A 16,807-nucleotide genomic window follows, 5' to 3' on the forward strand; every position below is an offset into this window, starting at 1 on the left:
GGCGATCCGCTTGAGCATCCGGTCGGCCACGGGGTCCTCGCATACTCGGCGCCGAAGGCGCGAGTCTCGAGGCCTGAACGGCGAGACCAAGGGGGCCTCAACCCCGCGCGCGCCAGCGCGCCAAAAACACAGCACCTTCACCTGCGGGTCCGCATCCCGCGCCCTTACCTGAAGGTCGGTCGCGCTTGTTGGTGGGTGGGTCGGTCGCGCTTGTTGGTGAGTGAGTCCGTCGTGCCCGTTCGTGGACGAGCCCACCCCTCCCGTTCGCAGGTAAACCCACCCCTTCACCAGCGCAAAAGACGAGAACTCGGTGTCGTTGCCGATAATCGATATCCATGGATCCGTATTCGATTTTCGCCGACATCATCGCCGGGCGAGCGCCCTCCAGCAAGGTGTACGAGGACGACGATGTGCTGGCCTTCATGGATATCCGGCCCATGACTGCGGGGCATCTGCTCGTGGTGCCGAAGAAGCCGGCCCGGGAACTCGCCGAACTCGATCCCGTGCTGGGCGGGAAGTTGTTCCAGGTGGGGCAGCGGTTGGCGGCAGCGCTGCGGGACAGTGAGGTGGCGTGTGACGGGGTGAACTTCTTTCTCGCCGACGGGGTGACTGCCGGACAGGAGGTGTTCCATGTGCATCTGCACGTCATCCCGCGCACCCCGGGTGACGGGTTCGGTTTGCGTGGGCGGCCGCGGACGCCGCCGCGGGCGGATCTGGACTATCTGGCCGGGTCGATCCGGGGCGCGTTGCAGCGTGGAGCGTGATCGGCCGGTTCCCCACCGGGGGAGCTGTTTCACGGATCGGGAACAAACGGATACGTAAGATCGTCTGTCGACTATAGTCAGCATGTTTGCTGCGAATGTGCTGGTGTGCGCTGTCGCCGGGTCGAAATGGTGAGCATGGGCATGAGCTAGTTTCCGGGGTGGGCTAGGGAGGTGCGAACGTGCGGTATTTACGGATAGCTGTGCTGATGCTGGGGGTGATCGGTTTGGCTGCCGGACTGCCCGTTCTCCGGCCCGCGCCGGCCGCCGCGGCCGAAATCGTGCGGATCGACGAACTCGGCCCGACGCGTTCGGCGGTGTTCATCTCCTCTCCCGCCATGAAGCAGGTCGTGCAGGTGCAGGTTCTGCATCCGGCGGGTGGCGGCAGCCGGTCCAGTTACTACCTGCTCGACGGGCTCGATCCGGGTGTCGGGCAGAGCACCTGGACCAACGCCACCGACGCCGAACGGTTCTTCCGCGGCAAGAACGTGAACGTCGTGCTGCCGGTCGGCGGGAAGGCCAGCTATTTCACCGACTGGCAGCGCGACGATCCGGCGTTCGGTCACTACCGGTGGGAGACCTTTTTGACCCAGGAGCTGCCGCCGATCATCGACGGCGAATTCGCCGGTAACGGGCAGAACGCGATCGGTGGTCTGTCGATGGGCGGGCACGCCGCCTATATCCTCGCGGCCCGGCATCCCGCGCTGTACACGGCGGTCGCGGGGTACAGCGCCTGCCCGGATACCGGACTGGCGACCGGGGCGGTGCAGTTCTCGATCATGACCAGGGGCGGCAACCCGGACAATATGTGGGGTCCGGGCGGCAGCCCCGATTGGGCGGCCCACGATCCGGCGCTCATGCTGGACCGGCTGCGCGGTAAGACCCTGTTCCTGTCGACCGGGACGGGTCTGCCCGGGCCGCACGAACTGGAGTTGAAACCGCAGCTGCCGGAGAACATCGTGCTCGGCGGGCCGATCGAATTCGCGGTCGATACCTGTGTGATCGCCTTCGAACGCCGGGCCCGCGCGGCGGGGCTGCCGATCCGGGTCGATTACAGCCCGGTCGGTACGCATTCCTGGTCGTACTGGAACGACCATCTGCAAGCCTCGTGGCCGACCATCGGCCCCGCGATCGGGGCCTGAGCGGATCGATCCGGCAGGCCCGTGCGCCACGGTCGCCGCGGCGCTCCGGTGCGGGCCGCTACGGTGGTGGCCATGGCTGACAGTGGTAGTCCGGTAACCGCCGCGGCGGTCGCGCCCACGGCGAAGACGGTTCCGTTCGAGCGGGTGCACCACGGCGATCTGTTCGTCGACGAATACGAATGGCTGCGGGACAAGGAGAACCCGGAGGTCATCGCCCACCTCGAGGCCGAGAACGCCTATACGGAGGCCCGGACAGCGCATCTGGCGCCGCTGCGCGAGAAGATCTTCGACGAGATCAAGAGCCGCACCCAGGAAACCGATCTGTCGGTTCCGACCAGGCTGGGCGATCACTGGTACTACTCGCGCAGTTTCGAGGGCAAACAGTACGGTGTGCACTGCCGGTGCCCGATCGACGCGCACGCCACCGGCATCGATGCCTGGACGCCGCCGCAGTTGACGACCGGCGCGGAGATTCCCGGCGAGCAGGTGCTGCTGGACAGCAATGTGCTGGCCGAGGGCCACGATTTCTTCGCCCTCGGCGCGTTCTCGGTGAGCCACGACGGAAACCTGCTGGCCTTCTCGGTGGATACCGCCGGTGACGAGCGCTACACGCTGCGGTTCCTGGATCTGCGCTCCGGTGAACTGCTCGGCGACGAGATCCCACGTACCGCCCCCGGTGCGACCTGGTCGCTGGACGGCACCCACGTCTTCTATCAGACCGTCGACGAATCCTGGCGACCCGATACCGTGTGGCGGCATCGGCTGGGCGATACCTCGTCCGCCGATGTGCAGGTCTTCCACGAGCCGGATGAGCGTTACTGGGTGAGTGTCGGTGCCACCAGGTCGGAGAAATACCTCATGATCTGGGTGGGGTCCAAGATCACCACCGAGGGCTGGGTACTGGAATCCGACGATCCGACCGGCGAGTTCCGGGTGCTGCTGCCCCGCCGCGAGGGGGTCGAGTATTCGGCGGAGCACGCGGTGGTGGCGGGGCAGGACCGATTCCTGATCCTGCACAACGACGTGGTCGACGGGGTGAAGGCGGAGAATTTCGTGCTCGCCGATGCCCCGGCCGAGGACCCGGCACAGCTGCGCACCCTCATCGGGCACCGCGACGATGTGCGGCTCGAGGATGTCGACGCCTTCGCCGGGCAACTGGTGCTCAGCTATCGCCGGGAGGCGCTGTCCCGGGTCGCGGTATGGCCGCTGACCGCGGACGGCTACGGCGACCTGCGGGAGCTCGAATTCGAGCTGGAGCTCTACAGCGCCGGGCTCGGGTCGTGCCCGGAATGGGATCAGCCGACGCTGCGGCTCGGTCTCACCTCGTTCATCACCCCGACCCAGGTTTTCGACTATGTGGTGGAGACGGGTGCCCTGCTGCTGCGCAAGGAGCAGCCGGTGCTCGGCGGTTACGATGCCGACGACTATGTGCAGCACCGGGATTGGGCGGTGACCGAGGACGGCACCCGCATTCCCATCTCGATCGTCGCCCGCCGCGACACCGATCGGGTCGCGGGGCCGAAACCCCTGCTGCTCTACGGATACGGTTCCTACGAGGCGAGCATGGATCCGGGCTTTTCGGTATCGCGGTTGTCGCTGCTCGACCGCGGTATGGTCTTCGCTGTCGCCCATGTGCGCGGCGGCGGCGAAATGGGCCGGCTCTGGTACGAGAACGGCAAAACCCTCACCAAGAAGAACACCTTCACCGATTTCGTCTCCTGCGCAAGGCATCTCGTGGAAGCCGGGGTCACCGCCCCGGATCGGATGATCGCCGACGGTGGTAGCGCGGGCGGACTGCTGGTGGGTGCGGTGGCCAATATCGCGCCGGAGCTCTTCGCGGGTGTGCTGGCCAATGTGCCGTTCGTCGATCCGCTCACCTCGATCCTCGATCCGTCGCTGCCGTTGACGGTGATCGAATGGGACGAGTGGGGAAATCCGCTGGCGGACAAGGACGTCTACGAGTACATGAAATCGTATTCGCCGTATGAGAACGTCGTGGCGCAGGACTATCCGGCGATACTGGCGATCACCAGCATCAACGACACCCGGGTGCTGTACGTGGAACCGGCGAAATGGGTCGCGAAACTGCGTGCCACCAAAACCGGCGATGCCCCGCTGCTGCTGAAGACGGAGATGAGCGCCGGACACGGCGGGGTCAGCGGGCGGTACGAGAAATGGCGCGAGGTCGCCTTCGAGTACGCCTGGGTGCTGGACACCGTGGGTCTCGGGGAGAAATAGGCCGGGCCGGGCTGCCATCCGGTCGTATCCGGATGTTCGCCGCCCGGTCATCGGTATTGCACGGGCCGGTCACCGGCCCTGCATGCGGCGGTCATCGGTATTGCACGTCACGGACACCTGCGCCTGCCATTGTCGACATATGAACGCTGAGCTGCTCGTTTCGGTGTCGGGCGTCCGGGAAGCCACCCGGGACGCGGCGATCGGATTCGCCGAGGAGATGGATCAGCGCGGGGTGCGATTGTCGCTGCTGGTGGCGCCACGCCTGAAGGCCGGATATCGGCTGACCGACGACCCCACCACCCAGGTGTGGTTGCGTGGCCGTCGCGGTCGTGGCGACGCGGTGGTGTTGCACGGGTACGACCAGGCCGCCACCGGACGGCGCCGGGCCGAATTCGCGACGCTGCCCCGGCACGAGGCGCTGCTGCGGCTGACCGCGGCGGATCGGATCATGGAGCAGGTCGGGCTGCGAACCAGGTTGTTCGCCGCGCCCCGCTGGGACGTATCGGCCGGGGCGCTGTCGGCCCTGCCCGAAGCCGGGTTCCGGCTCTCGCTCGGTCTGACCGGTATCCACGACCTGGAGCGCAACGCGGTGCGCAAGGCGCGGGTGTACGGAATAGGCGAAGGGTTTCGCGCCGAGCCCTGGTGGTGCCGCGCGCTGGTACTGGGCGCGGCCCGCACCGCGCGGCGCGGGGGAGTGTTGCGGCTGGCCGTCTCGGCCGCGCAGTTGGGCCGGCCGGGCCCCCGGCAGGCGGTGCTCGATGCCGTGGATCTCGCGCTCGACCACGGAGCACGCAGCGAGGTGTACCACTGGGAACCGGTTCGCGCGGTACGCGCGGCGTGAGACTCCGCCGCCCCCATTCGGCGATAGCGGGGCGGCGGATTCCAGTTCCCGGACGGCGGCGGTGGAAATCGGAATGAACGCGGCCCCGCCGCCGTGTTATGCATGAGTCATGCATGATCGCCGGACCGCGAACATACTCGGCGCCACGGCCCTGGCGGTCACCGATCTGATGCTCGAACGGGTCGCCGACGACACAGGCATCGGGGCGAGCGCGGCGGCGGCGCTGGTGGTCCTGGCCGGTTCGCCCGGGTTGAGCGGCACCGAATTGGGCCGCCGGGTGGGTTCCAGCCAGCCGGCCGCGGCACGCATGATCGACACCTTGCTGCGGCGGGAGCTCGTGGAGCGCCGGCCCGGGCGGGGCCGCGAGATCGCGGTCCGCCTCACCGCGCGCGGCCGCCGGGCCGCCGCGGATATCCTCACCGCGCGCGCCGACGGGTTGGCGCAGGTGCTGACCCCGCTGGACGCATCCGAACGCGACACTCTGGCCACCCTGCTGGGCAAACTGCTGACCGGTCTCCACGCCGATATCGATAACGCCGATCTGCTGTGCCGCCTCTGTGACCGCGGAACGTGCGCGATCGCCGCTCCGTGCCCGGTGCGCGACGCGGAACCGGAGCATCCGGGCTGACCCGCGCTCGTACCCGGCGGCGCACACCGGCGATACCGCCACCCGGGATACGGTGTCGGTGCACGGGATCGCCGCCCTCGGACCGCCGGGGCCCGGGTGCGCGTACCGGAAGATCGACGAGACGACCGAGGTGACAGCAATGATCTCCGCCGACCGTCCGGCCATCGCCGGACTGCGCGAACGGGTAGCCGGATTGATGCCGCGGGCCCGCGCCGATCTGGCCGAACTCGTCGCGTTCCGCTCGGTCGCCGATCCACGGCAGTTCCCGGCGCAGGAGTGCGAACGGGCCGCCCGCTGGGTCGCCGACGCGTTCGTCGCGGCCGGGCTCACCGATGCCGGGCTACACGAGACCCCGGACGGCAGCACCGCGGTCATCGCCTCCCGGCCCGCCCCACCCGGCGCGCCGACGGTACTGCTCTACTGTCACTACGATGTGCAGCCGCCGCTCGACGAGACGGCCTGGCACACACCGGTCTGGGAGCTCACGGAGAAGGACGGCCGGTGGTACGGCCGCGGAGCGGCCGACTGCAAGGGCAACACGGTCGTCCACCTGACCGCGCTGCGGGCGCTGGGTCCCGACCTACCGGTCGGGGTGACGCTGGTCGCGGAAGGTTCGGAGGAGCAGGGTACCGGCGGATTGGAGCGGTTCGTCGAAGCGAACCCGGAACTGCTGCGCGCCGATGCGATCGTGGTGCTGGACAGCGGTAACTTCGCCGTGGGCGTGCCGACCTTCACCGAGACCCTGCGCGGCAATGTGAACGTGGTCGTGACGGTGGAAACCCTTGCCGGGCCGGTCCATTCGGGTATGTACGGGGGTGCGGCCCCGGACGCGCTGGCCGCCCTGATCCGGCTGCTGGGTTCCCTGCGCGACGAGCACGGGAACACGACCGTGGACGGTCTGACAGGCACCGGGACCTGGCCCGGTGTGCAGTATCCGGCCGAACAGTTCCGGACCGACGCCGGCGTGCTCGACGGTGTCGGTCTGCTCGGTGACGGGACGGTCGCCGATATGTTGTGGGCCCGGCCGGCGCTGACGGTGCTCGGGATAGACGCACCCGGTGTCGTCGGTTCCTCGGCCGCCGTCCAACCCCGGGCCCGGGCCCGCCTCAACCTGCGGATTCCCCCCGGAACCGACCCCGACACCGCGTACCGGGCACTGCTGTCCCACCTGGAAGCACACACGCCCTGGCAGGCGCAGCTCACCGTGGAACCGGAGGGGACCGGGGCGGCGTTCCGGTCGGGTCGCGGTGGACCCGCTCGCACCGCGATGGAGGCCGCGCTGGCCGCGTCCTACGGCCGGTCGGCGACCACGCAGGGGCAGGGCGGCTCGATCCCGCTCTGCAATGTCTTCGCCGACACCTATCCCGACGCCGAGATCATGCTGCTCGGCGTCGAGGAGCCGCGCTGCCTGATCCACGCACCGAACGAAAGCGTCGACCCGAGCGAGATCGAACATTTGGCGCTCGCCGAGGCGCTGTTCCTGTCGACCTACACCCGCTGACCCGGTGCTCAGAGTTCGGCGGCGTTCTCCGGCCGCAGGATCGTGAATTCGGTGTCGGCCTTGCGCATCTCGTCGAGGCGGCTGAAATACACGCCCCACGCCGGTTCGGCGATGATCCCGTAATGGATCGGGAAAGCCAGCCGCGGCGCCACCGACCGCAGATAGTCGACCGCCTCGCTGATCTTCATCCACGGGGCGGCGGCCGGGACGGCCAGCACATCGACCGGGGTGGACGGAACCCACAGCGAATCGCCCGGATGCACGAACTGGGTCGGGTTCGCATCCGTGCCCAGCTGGAAAACGGTGTTGTCGACGACCGGCAGCTCGGGATGGATCACCGCGTGCCGACCACCACCGCCGGTGATGCGCAGACCGTCGAGATCCACGATATTGCCCGCGTGCAGCGCTTCCCAGGCGCCACCGCGGAGCTCGGCGGTCTGCGGATCGGACAGCAGTCGCGCGCCGGGATTCGCCTCGATCAGCGGATCGATCCGGTTCGGATCGATATGGTCGGCATGCTGATGGGTGACGGCGATCGCGTCCAGTCCGGTGAGGCCCTCGAAACCGTGCGAGAAGGCGCCGGGATCGAAGAGGATCTTCTTCCCGTTCAGTTCGACGAGTACGCAGGAGTGACCGAAATGGGCTACATGCATGCACGTAAGGCTAGTCCCGCATATGTTGGGTCACCCGCCGCGACCGTCCGGCCACCGGGCAATTAGGCTGCTCAGGTAATCCCATTCGCGTCCCGGCGCCGACGCCGGGCGCAGCTCATCCCCCTTTTGTGAGGAGCAACCCGTGGCACGTGTCGTGGTCGAGGTGATGCCGAAGGCCGAGATCCTGGATCCGCAAGGGCAGGCCATAGCCGGTGCCCTGCCGCGGCTGGGATTCGAAGGCGTCAGCGACGTCCGGCAGGGCAAACGCTTCGAACTCGAGGTCGGCGACGACGTCGGCGACGACGAACTCGCCGCCATCGCCGAATCGCTGCTGGCCAACACGGTGATCGAGGACTGGAAGGTGGTGCGCGTCCCGTGACCGCCCGCATCGGGGTCATCACCTTCCCCGGCACTCTCGACGATGTGGACGCTGCCCGCGCGGTCCGGCTGGCCGGCGCCGAAGCCGTGAGTCTCTGGCACGGCGACGCCGACCTCAAAGGGGTCGACGCGGTGGTCGTGCCCGGCGGGTTCTCCTACGGCGACTATCTGCGCTGCGGTGCCATCGCCCGATTCGCCCCCGTGATGGGCGAGGTCGTCGAAGCCGCCGGAAAAGGTATGCCGGTCCTCGGGATCTGCAACGGCTTCCAGGTGCTGTGCGAGGCAGGCCTGCTGCCCGGCGCGCTCACCCGCAACGAAGGCCTGCACTTCATCTGCCGCGACCAGTGGCTGAGCGTCGAAGCCACCGATACCGCCTGGACCTCACGCTACGACGCGGGCGCCCAGATCCTGGTCCCGCTGAAATCGGGGGAGGGCCGCTATCAGGCCCCGCAGTCGGTCCTCGACGAGCTCGAAGGTGAAGGCCGGGTGGTCTTCCGCTACGCGGGCGACAACCCCAACGGCTCGCAGCGTTCGATCGCGGGTATCGCATCGGAGAACAAGCGCATCGTGGGGCTCATGCCGCACCCGGAACACGCGACGGAGGCGTTGACCGGCCCGAGCGATGACGGGCTGGGGTTGTTCCTGTCCGTGCTGGACGCGCTGGTCGTGTCCTGATCCGTGAGGGCGGGTCGGGGGCGGCCACCTGCCGACCCCGCATCCGATTCTCTCGGAACAGCCGCACACTCTCTGCGCCGAATGCGGCGAACTCCTCGAGGCCTGTCCCCGTCGTTGCGGTCGTATAGGCCCGGTCGTATAGGCCAACGGGCGGGAGTCGCCGGGCCGCACCGGCGGGACCTCCGGGCCTGGACCCGGTGACGTCGCAGGCGGCGGCCGAAGACACAGCATCTTCGCGGACGGGTTGGTGTTCGTGCCTTACTGCGGGGTTGCTCACGGAGGTGACTGGGCGGAGTTGCTCGTGAAGGCGCTGTGTTTTCGGCGCGCTGGCGCGCCCGGGGTCGAGCCCCCGAAGTCTCGCCGTTCAGGTCTCGGGACTCGAGCCTTCGGCTCATGCGACGTGCGGTCGGCAGTCCGTGGAATGCGACGGTTGAGCACCTCCGGTCAAGGCGAGACGGGCCTCAACTCTTCGAGGTGTCTCGTAAGCATCTCGACTCATGCTGGTTGCGGTGGCATTCGACGTTTCCGGTCGGCATGCGGACTTGTGTGGTTCGGGTTGCCTGTGGCCATGGGTGGTTCGGGTCGCAGGTGGACTCGTGTGGTGAGGTACCTGTCCTTCGGGCGGGCACGCGCGCTTAGGGTCACTGCATGCCGAGTTCTGCTGTCGCGGCTTCGGCCGCCGGGTTGTGTGAGTTCATCGATGCGTCGCCTTCGCCGTTCCATGTCTGCCGGACCATCGCCGAGGAGTTGGACGGCCAGGGGTTCGTCCGGCTGGACGAGACCCGGGCATGGCCGGACACCGGGGGCCGCTACTACGTCGTACGAGGGGGGTCCCTGGTGGCCTGGGCGGATCCGGAGCAGGCGGGGCCGTTCCGGGTGGTGGGCGCACATACCGACAGCCCGAACCTGCGGGTCAAACAACATCCCGATCTGAGTGTCGCGGGGTGGCAGCTGGTGCGGCTGGAGCCGTACGGCGGCGCCTGGCTGAACTCGTGGCTGGATCGGGAGCTGGGGATCTCCGGTCGGCTGAGTGTGCGGGAGGGGGCCGGGCTGGGCGAGCGGCTCGTCCGGATCGACGAACCGATCCTGCGCGTGCCGCAGCTGGCCATCCATCTGTCCGAGGACCGGCGCGGGGTGACGCTGGATCCGCAGCGGCATGTGAACGCGATCTGGGGTGTGGGCAGTGAACCCGCTTCGTTCCTGGACTATGTGGCCGAGACGGCGGGAGTGGATCCCGGAGCGGTGCTGGGCTGGGAGTTGATGACCCACGATCTGGCGCCGAGCCGGGTGATCGGCGCGGCGCGGGACCTGATCAGCGCACCGCGGCTGGACAACCAGGGCACCTGCTATGCGGGTCTGCACGCTTTCCGCGCCGCGGTCGGGAATCCGGGGGCTGCCGTGCCGGTGCTGGCTGTCTTCGATCACGAGGAGGTCGGTAGCCAGTCGGACCGGGGTGCGCAGTCGGAGCTGCTGCCGACGGTGCTGGAGCGGATCGTGCTGGCCCGGGGTGGCGGTCGCGCCGAGTTCCTGGCCGCGGTCGCGGGATCGGTGTGCGCGTCCGGGGATATGGCGCATGCCACCCATCCCAACTATCCGGAGCGGCACGAACCCTCGCACGGGATCGCGATCAACGGTGGCCCGGTACTGAAGGTCAACCAGAATCTGCGCTACGCCACCGACGCGGTGGGGGCCGGGGCGTTCGCACTGGCGTGTGACCGGGCCGGGGTCCCGATGCAGCGTTATGTGCATCGCGCCGACCTGCCGTGTGGTTCGACCATCGGCCCGATGACGGCGGCACGCACCGGGATGCCGACGGTGGACGTGGGTGCCCCGCAGCTGGCCATGCATTCGGCGCGCGAGCTGATGGGCGCCGCGGATATCACCGCCTACGCGGCGGCGCTGGCGGCTTTCCTGGCTCCGTAGGTCCGGGTCCGGCGGTCCGGGACCGGACTGCCGGACCCGGGGTTTTCCGGCGATGGGGTCGGTAATCGGTGCGGCGCAGGTGGACGTAGGATTCGTGCTGGATCAACTCTGTCGGGGCCCCGCCGCCGAGGCCCCCGTTCCGACCGAACCGTGGCATCGATGCCACCTGCCGCGGCCGCGGCGGGAGACCGGAGGGCCGGAGCTCGCGCGCGTCGGCGCGCCAACCTACGAAAGGATCCTGGTACCCCCGTGACTGAGCAGGTCGATACGGTCGCCACCGCCGCCACCACTCCGGATACGCCGCAGCCGTACGCCGAGCTCGGCCTCAAGGACGACGAATACGCCCGGATCAGGGATATTCTCGGACGCCGGCCCACCGATGCCGAGCTCGCCATGTATTCGGTCATGTGGAGCGAGCACTGTTCCTACAAGTCCTCGAAGGTGCATCTGCGCTACTTCGGTGAAACGACCACCGAGGAGATGCGTTCGGCGATGCTCGCCGGTATCGGGGAGAACGCCGGTGTGGTCGATATCGGTGACGGCTGGGCCGTGACCTTCAAGGTGGAGAGCCACAACCATCCCTCCTACGTCGAGCCGTATCAGGGCGCGGCGACCGGGGTCGGCGGGATCGTTCGCGACATCATGGCCATGGGCGCGCGCCCGATCGCGGTCATGGACCAGCTGCGGTTCGGTGCCGCCGATGCCGCCGATACCCGGCGGGTACTGGACGGCGTGGTGCGCGGGGTCGGGGGCTACGGCAACTCGCTGGGCCTGCCCAATATCGGCGGCGAAACCGTGTTCGATGCCTCGTACCAGGGGAATCCGCTGGTGAACGCGCTGTGCGCGGGGGTCATGCGGGTGGAGGATCTGCATCTGGCCTTCGCCTCCGGCGCCGGCAACAAGATCATCCTCTTCGGCGCGCGGACCGGGCTCGACGGTATCGGCGGTGTCTCGGTGCTCGCCTCGGACACCTTCTCCGGCGACGATTCCGGGACCGGCCGCAAGAAGCTGCCGAGCGTCCAGGTGGGCGACCCGTTCACCGAGAAGGTCCTGATCGAATGCTGCTTGGAGCTGTACCACGCCGGCCTGGTCGTGGGTATCCAGGATCTCGGCGGCGCCGGACTGTCCTGCGCGACCTCCGAACTGGCCGCGGCCGGAGACGGCGGAATGCGGATCGAACTGGACCGGGTACCGCTGCGCGCCGCCGATATGACCCCCGCGGAGGTCCTGTCCAGCGAATCGCAGGAGCGGATGTGCGCGGTGGTGACCCCGGAGAACGTGGACGCGTTCCTCGCGGTCTGCGCGAAATGGGATGTACTCGCCACCGTGATCGGCGAGGTGACCGACGGTGAGCGGCTGGAGGTCACCTGGCACGGCGAGACCGTGGTCGACGTACCGCCGCGTACCGTCGCGCACGAGGGCCCGGTGTACGAGCGCCCGGTGCAGCGGCCCGCCGAGCAGGACGCGCTGAACGCCGATACCCCGGATACCCTGCCCCGGCCCAAGACCGCCGAGGAACTGCGCGAAACCCTGCTGAAGATGGTGGCCAGCCCGCAACTGTGCAGCCGCCGCTGGATCACCGAACAGTACGACCGCTACGTACGCGGTAACACGGTGCTCGCCGAGCAGGCCGATGCCGGGGTGATCCGCATCGACGAGGAGACCGGCCGCGGTATCGCCCTGTCCACCGACGCTTCCGGTCACTACACCAAGCTCGACCCCTACACCGGCGCGCGGCTGGCGCTGGCCGAGGCGTATCGCAACGTGGCCACCACCGGTGCCACCCCGACAGCGGTCACCAACTGCCTGAACTTCGGATCGCCGGAGGATCCCGGCGTGATGTGGCAGTTCCAGCAGGCCGTGCGCGGTCTGGCCGACGGCTGTGTGGAACTCGGTATCCCGGTGACCGGCGGCAACGTCAGTTTCTACAACCAGACCGGCGAGAACGCCATCCTCCCGACACCGGTCGTCGGCGTGCTGGGTGTCATCGACGACGTCCACCGCCGGATCCCCACTGGGCTCGGCCTGGAACCGGGGGAGACACTGATCCTGCTGGGCGACACCCGCGACGAATTCGGCGGTTCGGTCTGGGCCCAGGTGGCCCACGGGCATCTGGGTGGGCTGCCGCCGCAGGTCGATTTCGATCGGGAGAAGCTGCTCGCCGATGTCCTCACCGCGGGTTCGCGTGACGGCATGATCAGCGCCGCCCACGATCTGTCGGAGGGCGGGCTGGCCCAGACCGTGGTCGAGGCCGCGCTGGCCGGTGAGACCGGCTGCCGGATCCTGCTGCCCGAGGACGCCGACCCGTTCGTCACGCTGTTCTCCGAATCGGCGGGCCGCGTTCTGGTCGCGGTGCCGCGCTCGGAGGAAACCCGCTTCACCCGCATGTGCACCGCGCGGGAACTGCCCTGGGTGCGTATCGGCGTCGTGGACCAGGGGTCGGATTCGATCGAGGTGCAGGGTCAGTTCTCGGTCCCGATGGCCGAGCTGCGCACCGCGCACGAGGGCACGCTGCCCGCGCTGTTCGGCAGTCACACCTGACCGCGGTCCGCGGCTGGCGCGCCGGAGGTGACCCGGGCCACCCTCCGGCGCCGGTCTCGCCAGCCATACTGGACAGGTGCTGGAAACCGCCGACTCCGTGACCAGGTTGCGGCGGCGATGTGTCATTGTGGTCCGGCGGACCGAGCGGATCATCGATCTGAACTATGTGGGTCTGGTGGTCGCGACGGTGTTCTTCGCCCTGTCGGTCTCACCGTCGCTGCTTCCGCGCGACTGGATGTTCCAGGGGCTGATCAGCGGGATCAACGCGGCCATCGGTTACGGAGTCGGCTGTCTGCTGGAATGGCTGTTCCGCCTGTGGGTGCGGCCCCGGCTCACCCGTATCCCGTCCCCGCCCACCTGGACGCGGTATGCCGTGAAGTCCGCCGTGTTGGTCACGGCCATCGTGAGCGCCGGTTACATGCTGGTGCAGTCGGCGAACTGGCAGCGTGAGATCACCGCGCTGATGGGCATGGAAGGCACCAGCACGCCCGCGTATCTGCGGACCGGCGGCCTGAGCGTCACGGTCGGGGTGCTGGTGGTCGCGTGTTATCGCACCGTGCGGGAACTGATCCTGTACCTGGCCCGGGAACTCAACCGTTGGGTGAAGATTCCGCGGGAGCTGGCCCCCTCGGCGGGGTTCCTGGTTCTGGTGCTGCTGGTGGTGACCCTGTTCAACGGCGTCGCGTCCCGCGCCTTCTTCGCTGCCGCCAACTCGGCGTTCAGTGTGCGCAACGATCACACCTCCGAATATGCTGCACCGCCCTTTCTCCCCGAACGCTCCGGCAGTCCGGAGTCTCTGGCTCCCTGGGAGACTCTCGGGTTCGAGGGCCGTTGGTTCGTTTCACACGGTCCGAACGCCCAACGCATCTCCTGGGTCACCGGCCGGCCCGCGAAGGAACCGATCCGCGCCTATGTCGGACTGGAATCGGTCGAGGACACGAAGATGAGCCAAGCCGACCTGGCAGTCGCCGAACTGGAAAGAACCGGAGCCTTCGACCGCAAGGCGCTGGTCGTGGTCACCACCACCGGTACCGGCTGGGTCAATTCCATGGCCGCCAACGCGATCGAGTACATGTACGGAGGAGATTCGGCCCTCGTAGCCACTCAATACTCGTACCTGCCCAGCGCGCTGTCGTTTCTGGCCGATCGCGACAAAGTCGCCGCGTCCGGCCGGGAACTGTTCGATGCGGTGTACCGGCACACCCTGACCCGTCCGGCCGAAGCCAGGCCGAAGCTGCTGGTGTACGGAGAAAGTCTCGGTTCCCAGGGGTCCGAGAGCGCGTTCGACGGGCTGGCCGATCTGCGGGAGAAGGTGGACGGTGCCCTGTGGGTGGGTCCGCCCAACTCCAATCGCCTCTGGCAGCAGTTCGTGAGCCGGCGTGATCCGGGATCGCCGGAGACCGAACCGGTCTACGCGGACGGCCTGGTGATCCGGTTCGCCGGGGACCGCGACGATCTGGCCCGCCCCGGCCCGGAATGGCAGGCGCCACGCATCGCCTATCTACAGCACGCCTCCGACCCGATCGTCTGGTGGTCACCGGATCTCATCCTCTCTCGGCCGGATTGGTTGTCCGAACCGCGTGGCTCCGATGTCTCGCCGCGGATGCGCTGGGTACCGCTGGTCACCTTCTGGCAGGTCAGCGCGGATCTCACCAATGCGCAGGGCGTCCGGGACGGTCACGGCCACCGGTACGGCAGTCTGGTACTGGACGGCTGGGCCGCGGTCACCCGGCCACCGGACTGGAATCCTGAACTGGCGGAACGGATCAGACTCGAAATCGAAGCGTACGAAGCCTACGAGCGGGAAGTGAAGTGAAGGCCCGGACCCTTGCCGCTGTCGCCGCGCCGCTGCTCTGGAACAACTGGTTGCTGCCGTCCCTGGAGCTCGACCGTCGTGGCCGTACCGTCGCCAATGCCCTGGTCGCCACCGGCTACGCGCTGATGTTCGACGGCCACCCGAACTGGATCTCCGGCCGCGGCATCCGGTATGGAACAGTGTGCGTCGGTATCGTCGCGACCGGGTGTGCGGCAGCCTTGCTGATTCCCCGGCCACACAGGGCATTCGGCAACTCCGATGATCGCGCTCCGGATGTGAGCACCGCGGGATGGGTCGGTGTGCACATCCCCCTCGGTACCGTCTACGCCGAGGAACTGATCTTCCGGGCCACGTTGAACCCCTTGCTGGACAAAGAATTCGGAACCGGGGTCGGTGGCGTCGCGGGTGCCGCGGTCTTCGGGCTCTGGCATGTTCGTCCGGCCCGCGCCGCAGGCGACAACGTCGGGGGCACTGTCGCGCTCACCGGCATCGCCGGCCTGATCTTCGGCGCCCTGAACCGGCGCGCGGGAAGCGCCACCGCGCCCGCGCTGCTGCATTGGGTGGTCAACGCGGGCGGCGTTGTGCTGTCCCGCTGTCGCGGAACTCTCCCCGCCGGCCGGGACTCAGGCCCTCGATGACATCGCGCGCTGGACCGCCGCTATCTCTGTGACGATCACATCCGGCTCGAACGGGGCGAATGCTTCGATCTTGCCGGGTTTGTCGGCGAAAGCGATCACGGGCATGCCCGCTCGATGCGCGCCTTGTATATCGGTCGTGGAATCGCCGATATAGATACATTCGTTGGGGGAGACTCCCTTGTCGGCTATGGCGCGTTCGAACGCGAACGCCCCGGGTTTGAGCGCGGACATGTGGTGGGCGTTGGCAGCGACCGCGCCACGACTGTAGTTACCGTCGACAAGGTGTTGTGTGCCCTCGCGCAGGTGATACCGGTCGATGGCGGCGACGCTGTTGTTGCTGAGCATGAGGTTGATCCCACCGCGGGCGCGGTTGGCCCGGAGAAGGTCCGCGGCGCCGGGGGTGGGGCGCGCACTACCCATGGCCTCGACCTCCAGTTCCGAGAGTAAGCGCTCTGCCTTCCGGCCCCACTCGTCGCCGAAACTCGCGGCGTAGCGCAACACCTTGAACGGGTCGTTCGCGGTGGCGATGGAGCGGGGAAAGGGAAGGTCCAGTGATGCTCGCATTCGGGCGGCCACTACATAGTCGGGGAGCCCGGCGAATACCGAGCAGATGGGGCCGTCGACGTCGAAGATCATGCAGGGGTTTCGGTCGAGCAGTCGGCTCAGTCGGCGATCTGCGGCAGGGTTACCGACACCGGCCAGAACGCTGTCGGGCCCGCTGCCTGCCGGATACAGCCGGTATGGGTCGTAAAGTGGTTCGCGCAGTGCGATTCGGTCCACGGTGGTCATCGTGGTCGCGTGCGTTCGGATGCCGGCGGATGCGCGGAGATACTGTGGCGACGTCCCTCTGCGGGCGAGTGCGTGGGCGGTGTCGGTGAGCGTCGTACGCGCCACTTCCATCAACCTCGACGCGGGCATGTTCGTCCCGAGCGCGACGAGGTTCGTCAGATCCACTTCGGTCGCATCCTAAATGCGCGGCGGTACGGTTCATCCCGCCCAATTCGCGTCGATCGGCGTCCAACAGTTGTGAGCGGCAGTGTAGCCCGAGTGATCGCACGGTCACCGAGATCGC

Annotated in this window: 14 protein-coding genes; 12 read left to right on the forward strand and 2 right to left on the reverse strand. The window is 68.1% G+C overall.

Annotated features, from left to right (window positions below; genetic code table 11):
• Nucleotides 1–335: 335 nt before the first annotated feature.
• The 6 genes from ACWCPQ_RS31515 (at nucleotide 336) to ACWCPQ_RS31540 (ending at nucleotide 7,111) form a co-directional block, all read left to right on the forward strand.
• Nucleotides 336–764 (forward strand): HIT family protein, encoded by a 429-nt coding sequence (locus tag ACWCPQ_RS31515; protein ID WP_449905679.1) that lies wholly within the window; start codon nucleotides 336–338, stop codon nucleotides 762–764.
• Between the two features lie 206 nt (nucleotides 765–970).
• Nucleotides 971–1,903: an alpha/beta hydrolase gene (locus ACWCPQ_RS31520; protein ID WP_449905732.1), complete on the forward strand. Its 933-nt coding sequence runs from the start codon at nucleotides 971–973 to the stop codon at nucleotides 1,901–1,903.
• A gap of 72 nt (nucleotides 1,904–1,975) precedes the next feature.
• Nucleotides 1,976–4,141, forward strand: a complete 2,166-nt coding sequence (locus tag ACWCPQ_RS31525) for a S9 family peptidase (protein ID WP_449905681.1) — start codon at nucleotides 1,976–1,978, stop codon at nucleotides 4,139–4,141.
• Between the two features lie 139 nt (nucleotides 4,142–4,280).
• The gene (locus ACWCPQ_RS31530) at nucleotides 4,281–4,982 is read left to right on the forward strand and encodes a DUF2334 domain-containing protein (RefSeq protein WP_449905683.1); all 702 of its coding nucleotides are present in this window, start codon (nucleotides 4,281–4,283) and stop codon (nucleotides 4,980–4,982) included.
• Between the two features lie 109 nt (nucleotides 4,983–5,091).
• A complete protein-coding gene (locus ACWCPQ_RS31535) occupies nucleotides 5,092–5,610 on the forward strand; it encodes a MarR family transcriptional regulator (RefSeq protein WP_449905685.1) in 519 nt (172 codons plus the stop codon).
• A gap of 139 nt (nucleotides 5,611–5,749) precedes the next feature.
• The gene (locus ACWCPQ_RS31540; RefSeq protein WP_449905687.1) at nucleotides 5,750–7,111 is read left to right on the forward strand and encodes a M20/M25/M40 family metallo-hydrolase; all 1,362 of its coding nucleotides are present in this window, start codon (nucleotides 5,750–5,752) and stop codon (nucleotides 7,109–7,111) included.
• Between the two features lie 8 nt (nucleotides 7,112–7,119).
• Here the strand turns inward: ACWCPQ_RS31540 and ACWCPQ_RS31545 are convergent, their stop codons facing one another.
• Entirely contained in the window at nucleotides 7,120–7,764 is a 645-nt protein-coding gene (locus ACWCPQ_RS31545) for an MBL fold metallo-hydrolase (RefSeq protein ID WP_449905689.1), read from the reverse strand.
• A 142-nt stretch (nucleotides 7,765–7,906) separates the two neighbouring features.
• Here ACWCPQ_RS31545 and purS point away from each other — a divergent pair, with 142 nt between their 5' ends.
• From purS to ACWCPQ_RS31575, 6 genes are all read left to right on the forward strand, one after another.
• Complete coding sequence (purS, locus tag ACWCPQ_RS31550) at nucleotides 7,907–8,143, forward strand: phosphoribosylformylglycinamidine synthase subunit PurS (protein ID WP_449905691.1); 237 nt, start codon at nucleotides 7,907–7,909, stop codon at nucleotides 8,141–8,143.
• Nucleotides 8,140–8,817 (forward strand): phosphoribosylformylglycinamidine synthase subunit PurQ, encoded by a 678-nt coding sequence (gene purQ, locus ACWCPQ_RS31555; RefSeq protein WP_449905693.1) that lies wholly within the window; start codon nucleotides 8,140–8,142, stop codon nucleotides 8,815–8,817. The genes purS and purQ overlap by 4 nt, the downstream gene beginning before the upstream one ends.
• A 648-nt stretch (nucleotides 8,818–9,465) precedes the next feature.
• Complete coding sequence (locus tag ACWCPQ_RS31560; RefSeq protein ID WP_449905695.1) at nucleotides 9,466–10,740, forward strand: M18 family aminopeptidase; 1,275 nt, start codon at nucleotides 9,466–9,468, stop codon at nucleotides 10,738–10,740.
• 249 nt (nucleotides 10,741–10,989) lie between these two features.
• A complete protein-coding gene (gene purL, locus ACWCPQ_RS31565; RefSeq protein ID WP_449905697.1) occupies nucleotides 10,990–13,281 on the forward strand; it encodes a phosphoribosylformylglycinamidine synthase subunit PurL in 2,292 nt (763 codons plus the stop codon).
• Nucleotides 13,282–13,357: 76 nt separating this feature from the next.
• Nucleotides 13,358–15,097, forward strand: coding sequence for an alpha/beta hydrolase (locus tag ACWCPQ_RS31570; RefSeq protein ID WP_449905699.1), 1,740 nt, complete (start codon nucleotides 13,358–13,360; stop codon nucleotides 15,095–15,097).
• A complete protein-coding gene (locus ACWCPQ_RS31575; RefSeq protein ID WP_449905701.1) occupies nucleotides 15,094–15,735 on the forward strand; it encodes a CPBP family intramembrane glutamic endopeptidase in 642 nt (213 codons plus the stop codon). Before ACWCPQ_RS31570 ends, ACWCPQ_RS31575 begins: the two co-directional genes overlap by 4 nt.
• Here the strand turns inward: ACWCPQ_RS31575 and ACWCPQ_RS31580 are convergent.
• Entirely contained in the window at nucleotides 15,721–16,689 is a 969-nt protein-coding gene (locus ACWCPQ_RS31580) for an HAD family hydrolase (RefSeq protein ID WP_449905703.1), read from the reverse strand. The genes ACWCPQ_RS31575 and ACWCPQ_RS31580 overlap by 15 nt on opposite strands.
• Nucleotides 16,690–16,807 lie beyond the last annotated feature (118 nt).

The sequence above is a fragment of the Nocardia sp. NPDC001965 genome, from assembly GCF_053594175.1.

Excerpts from the sequence above, each read along its gene's own strand:
- ACWCPQ_RS31530 (WP_449905683.1), top strand. The coding sequence starts at position 4,281 with ATGAACGCTGAGCTGCTCGTTTCGGTGTCGGGCGTCCGGGAAGCCACC.
- ACWCPQ_RS31540 (WP_449905687.1), top strand. The coding sequence starts at position 5,750 with ATGATCTCCGCCGACCGTCCGGCCATCGCCGGACTGCGCGAACGGGTA.
- ACWCPQ_RS31515 (WP_449905679.1), top strand. The coding sequence starts at position 336 with ATGGATCCGTATTCGATTTTCGCCGACATCATCGCCGGGCGAGCGCCC.
- ACWCPQ_RS31535 (WP_449905685.1), top strand. The coding sequence starts at position 5,092 with ATGCATGATCGCCGGACCGCGAACATACTCGGCGCCACGGCCCTGGCG.
- ACWCPQ_RS31525 (WP_449905681.1), top strand. The coding sequence starts at position 1,976 with ATGGCTGACAGTGGTAGTCCGGTAACCGCCGCGGCGGTCGCGCCCACG.
- ACWCPQ_RS31520 (WP_449905732.1), top strand. The coding sequence starts at position 971 with ATGCTGGGGGTGATCGGTTTGGCTGCCGGACTGCCCGTTCTCCGGCCC.
- ACWCPQ_RS31560 (WP_449905695.1), top strand. The coding sequence starts at position 9,466 with ATGCCGAGTTCTGCTGTCGCGGCTTCGGCCGCCGGGTTGTGTGAGTTC.
- ACWCPQ_RS31545 (WP_449905689.1), bottom strand. The coding sequence starts at position 7,764 with ATGCATGTAGCCCATTTCGGTCACTCCTGCGTACTCGTCGAACTGAAC.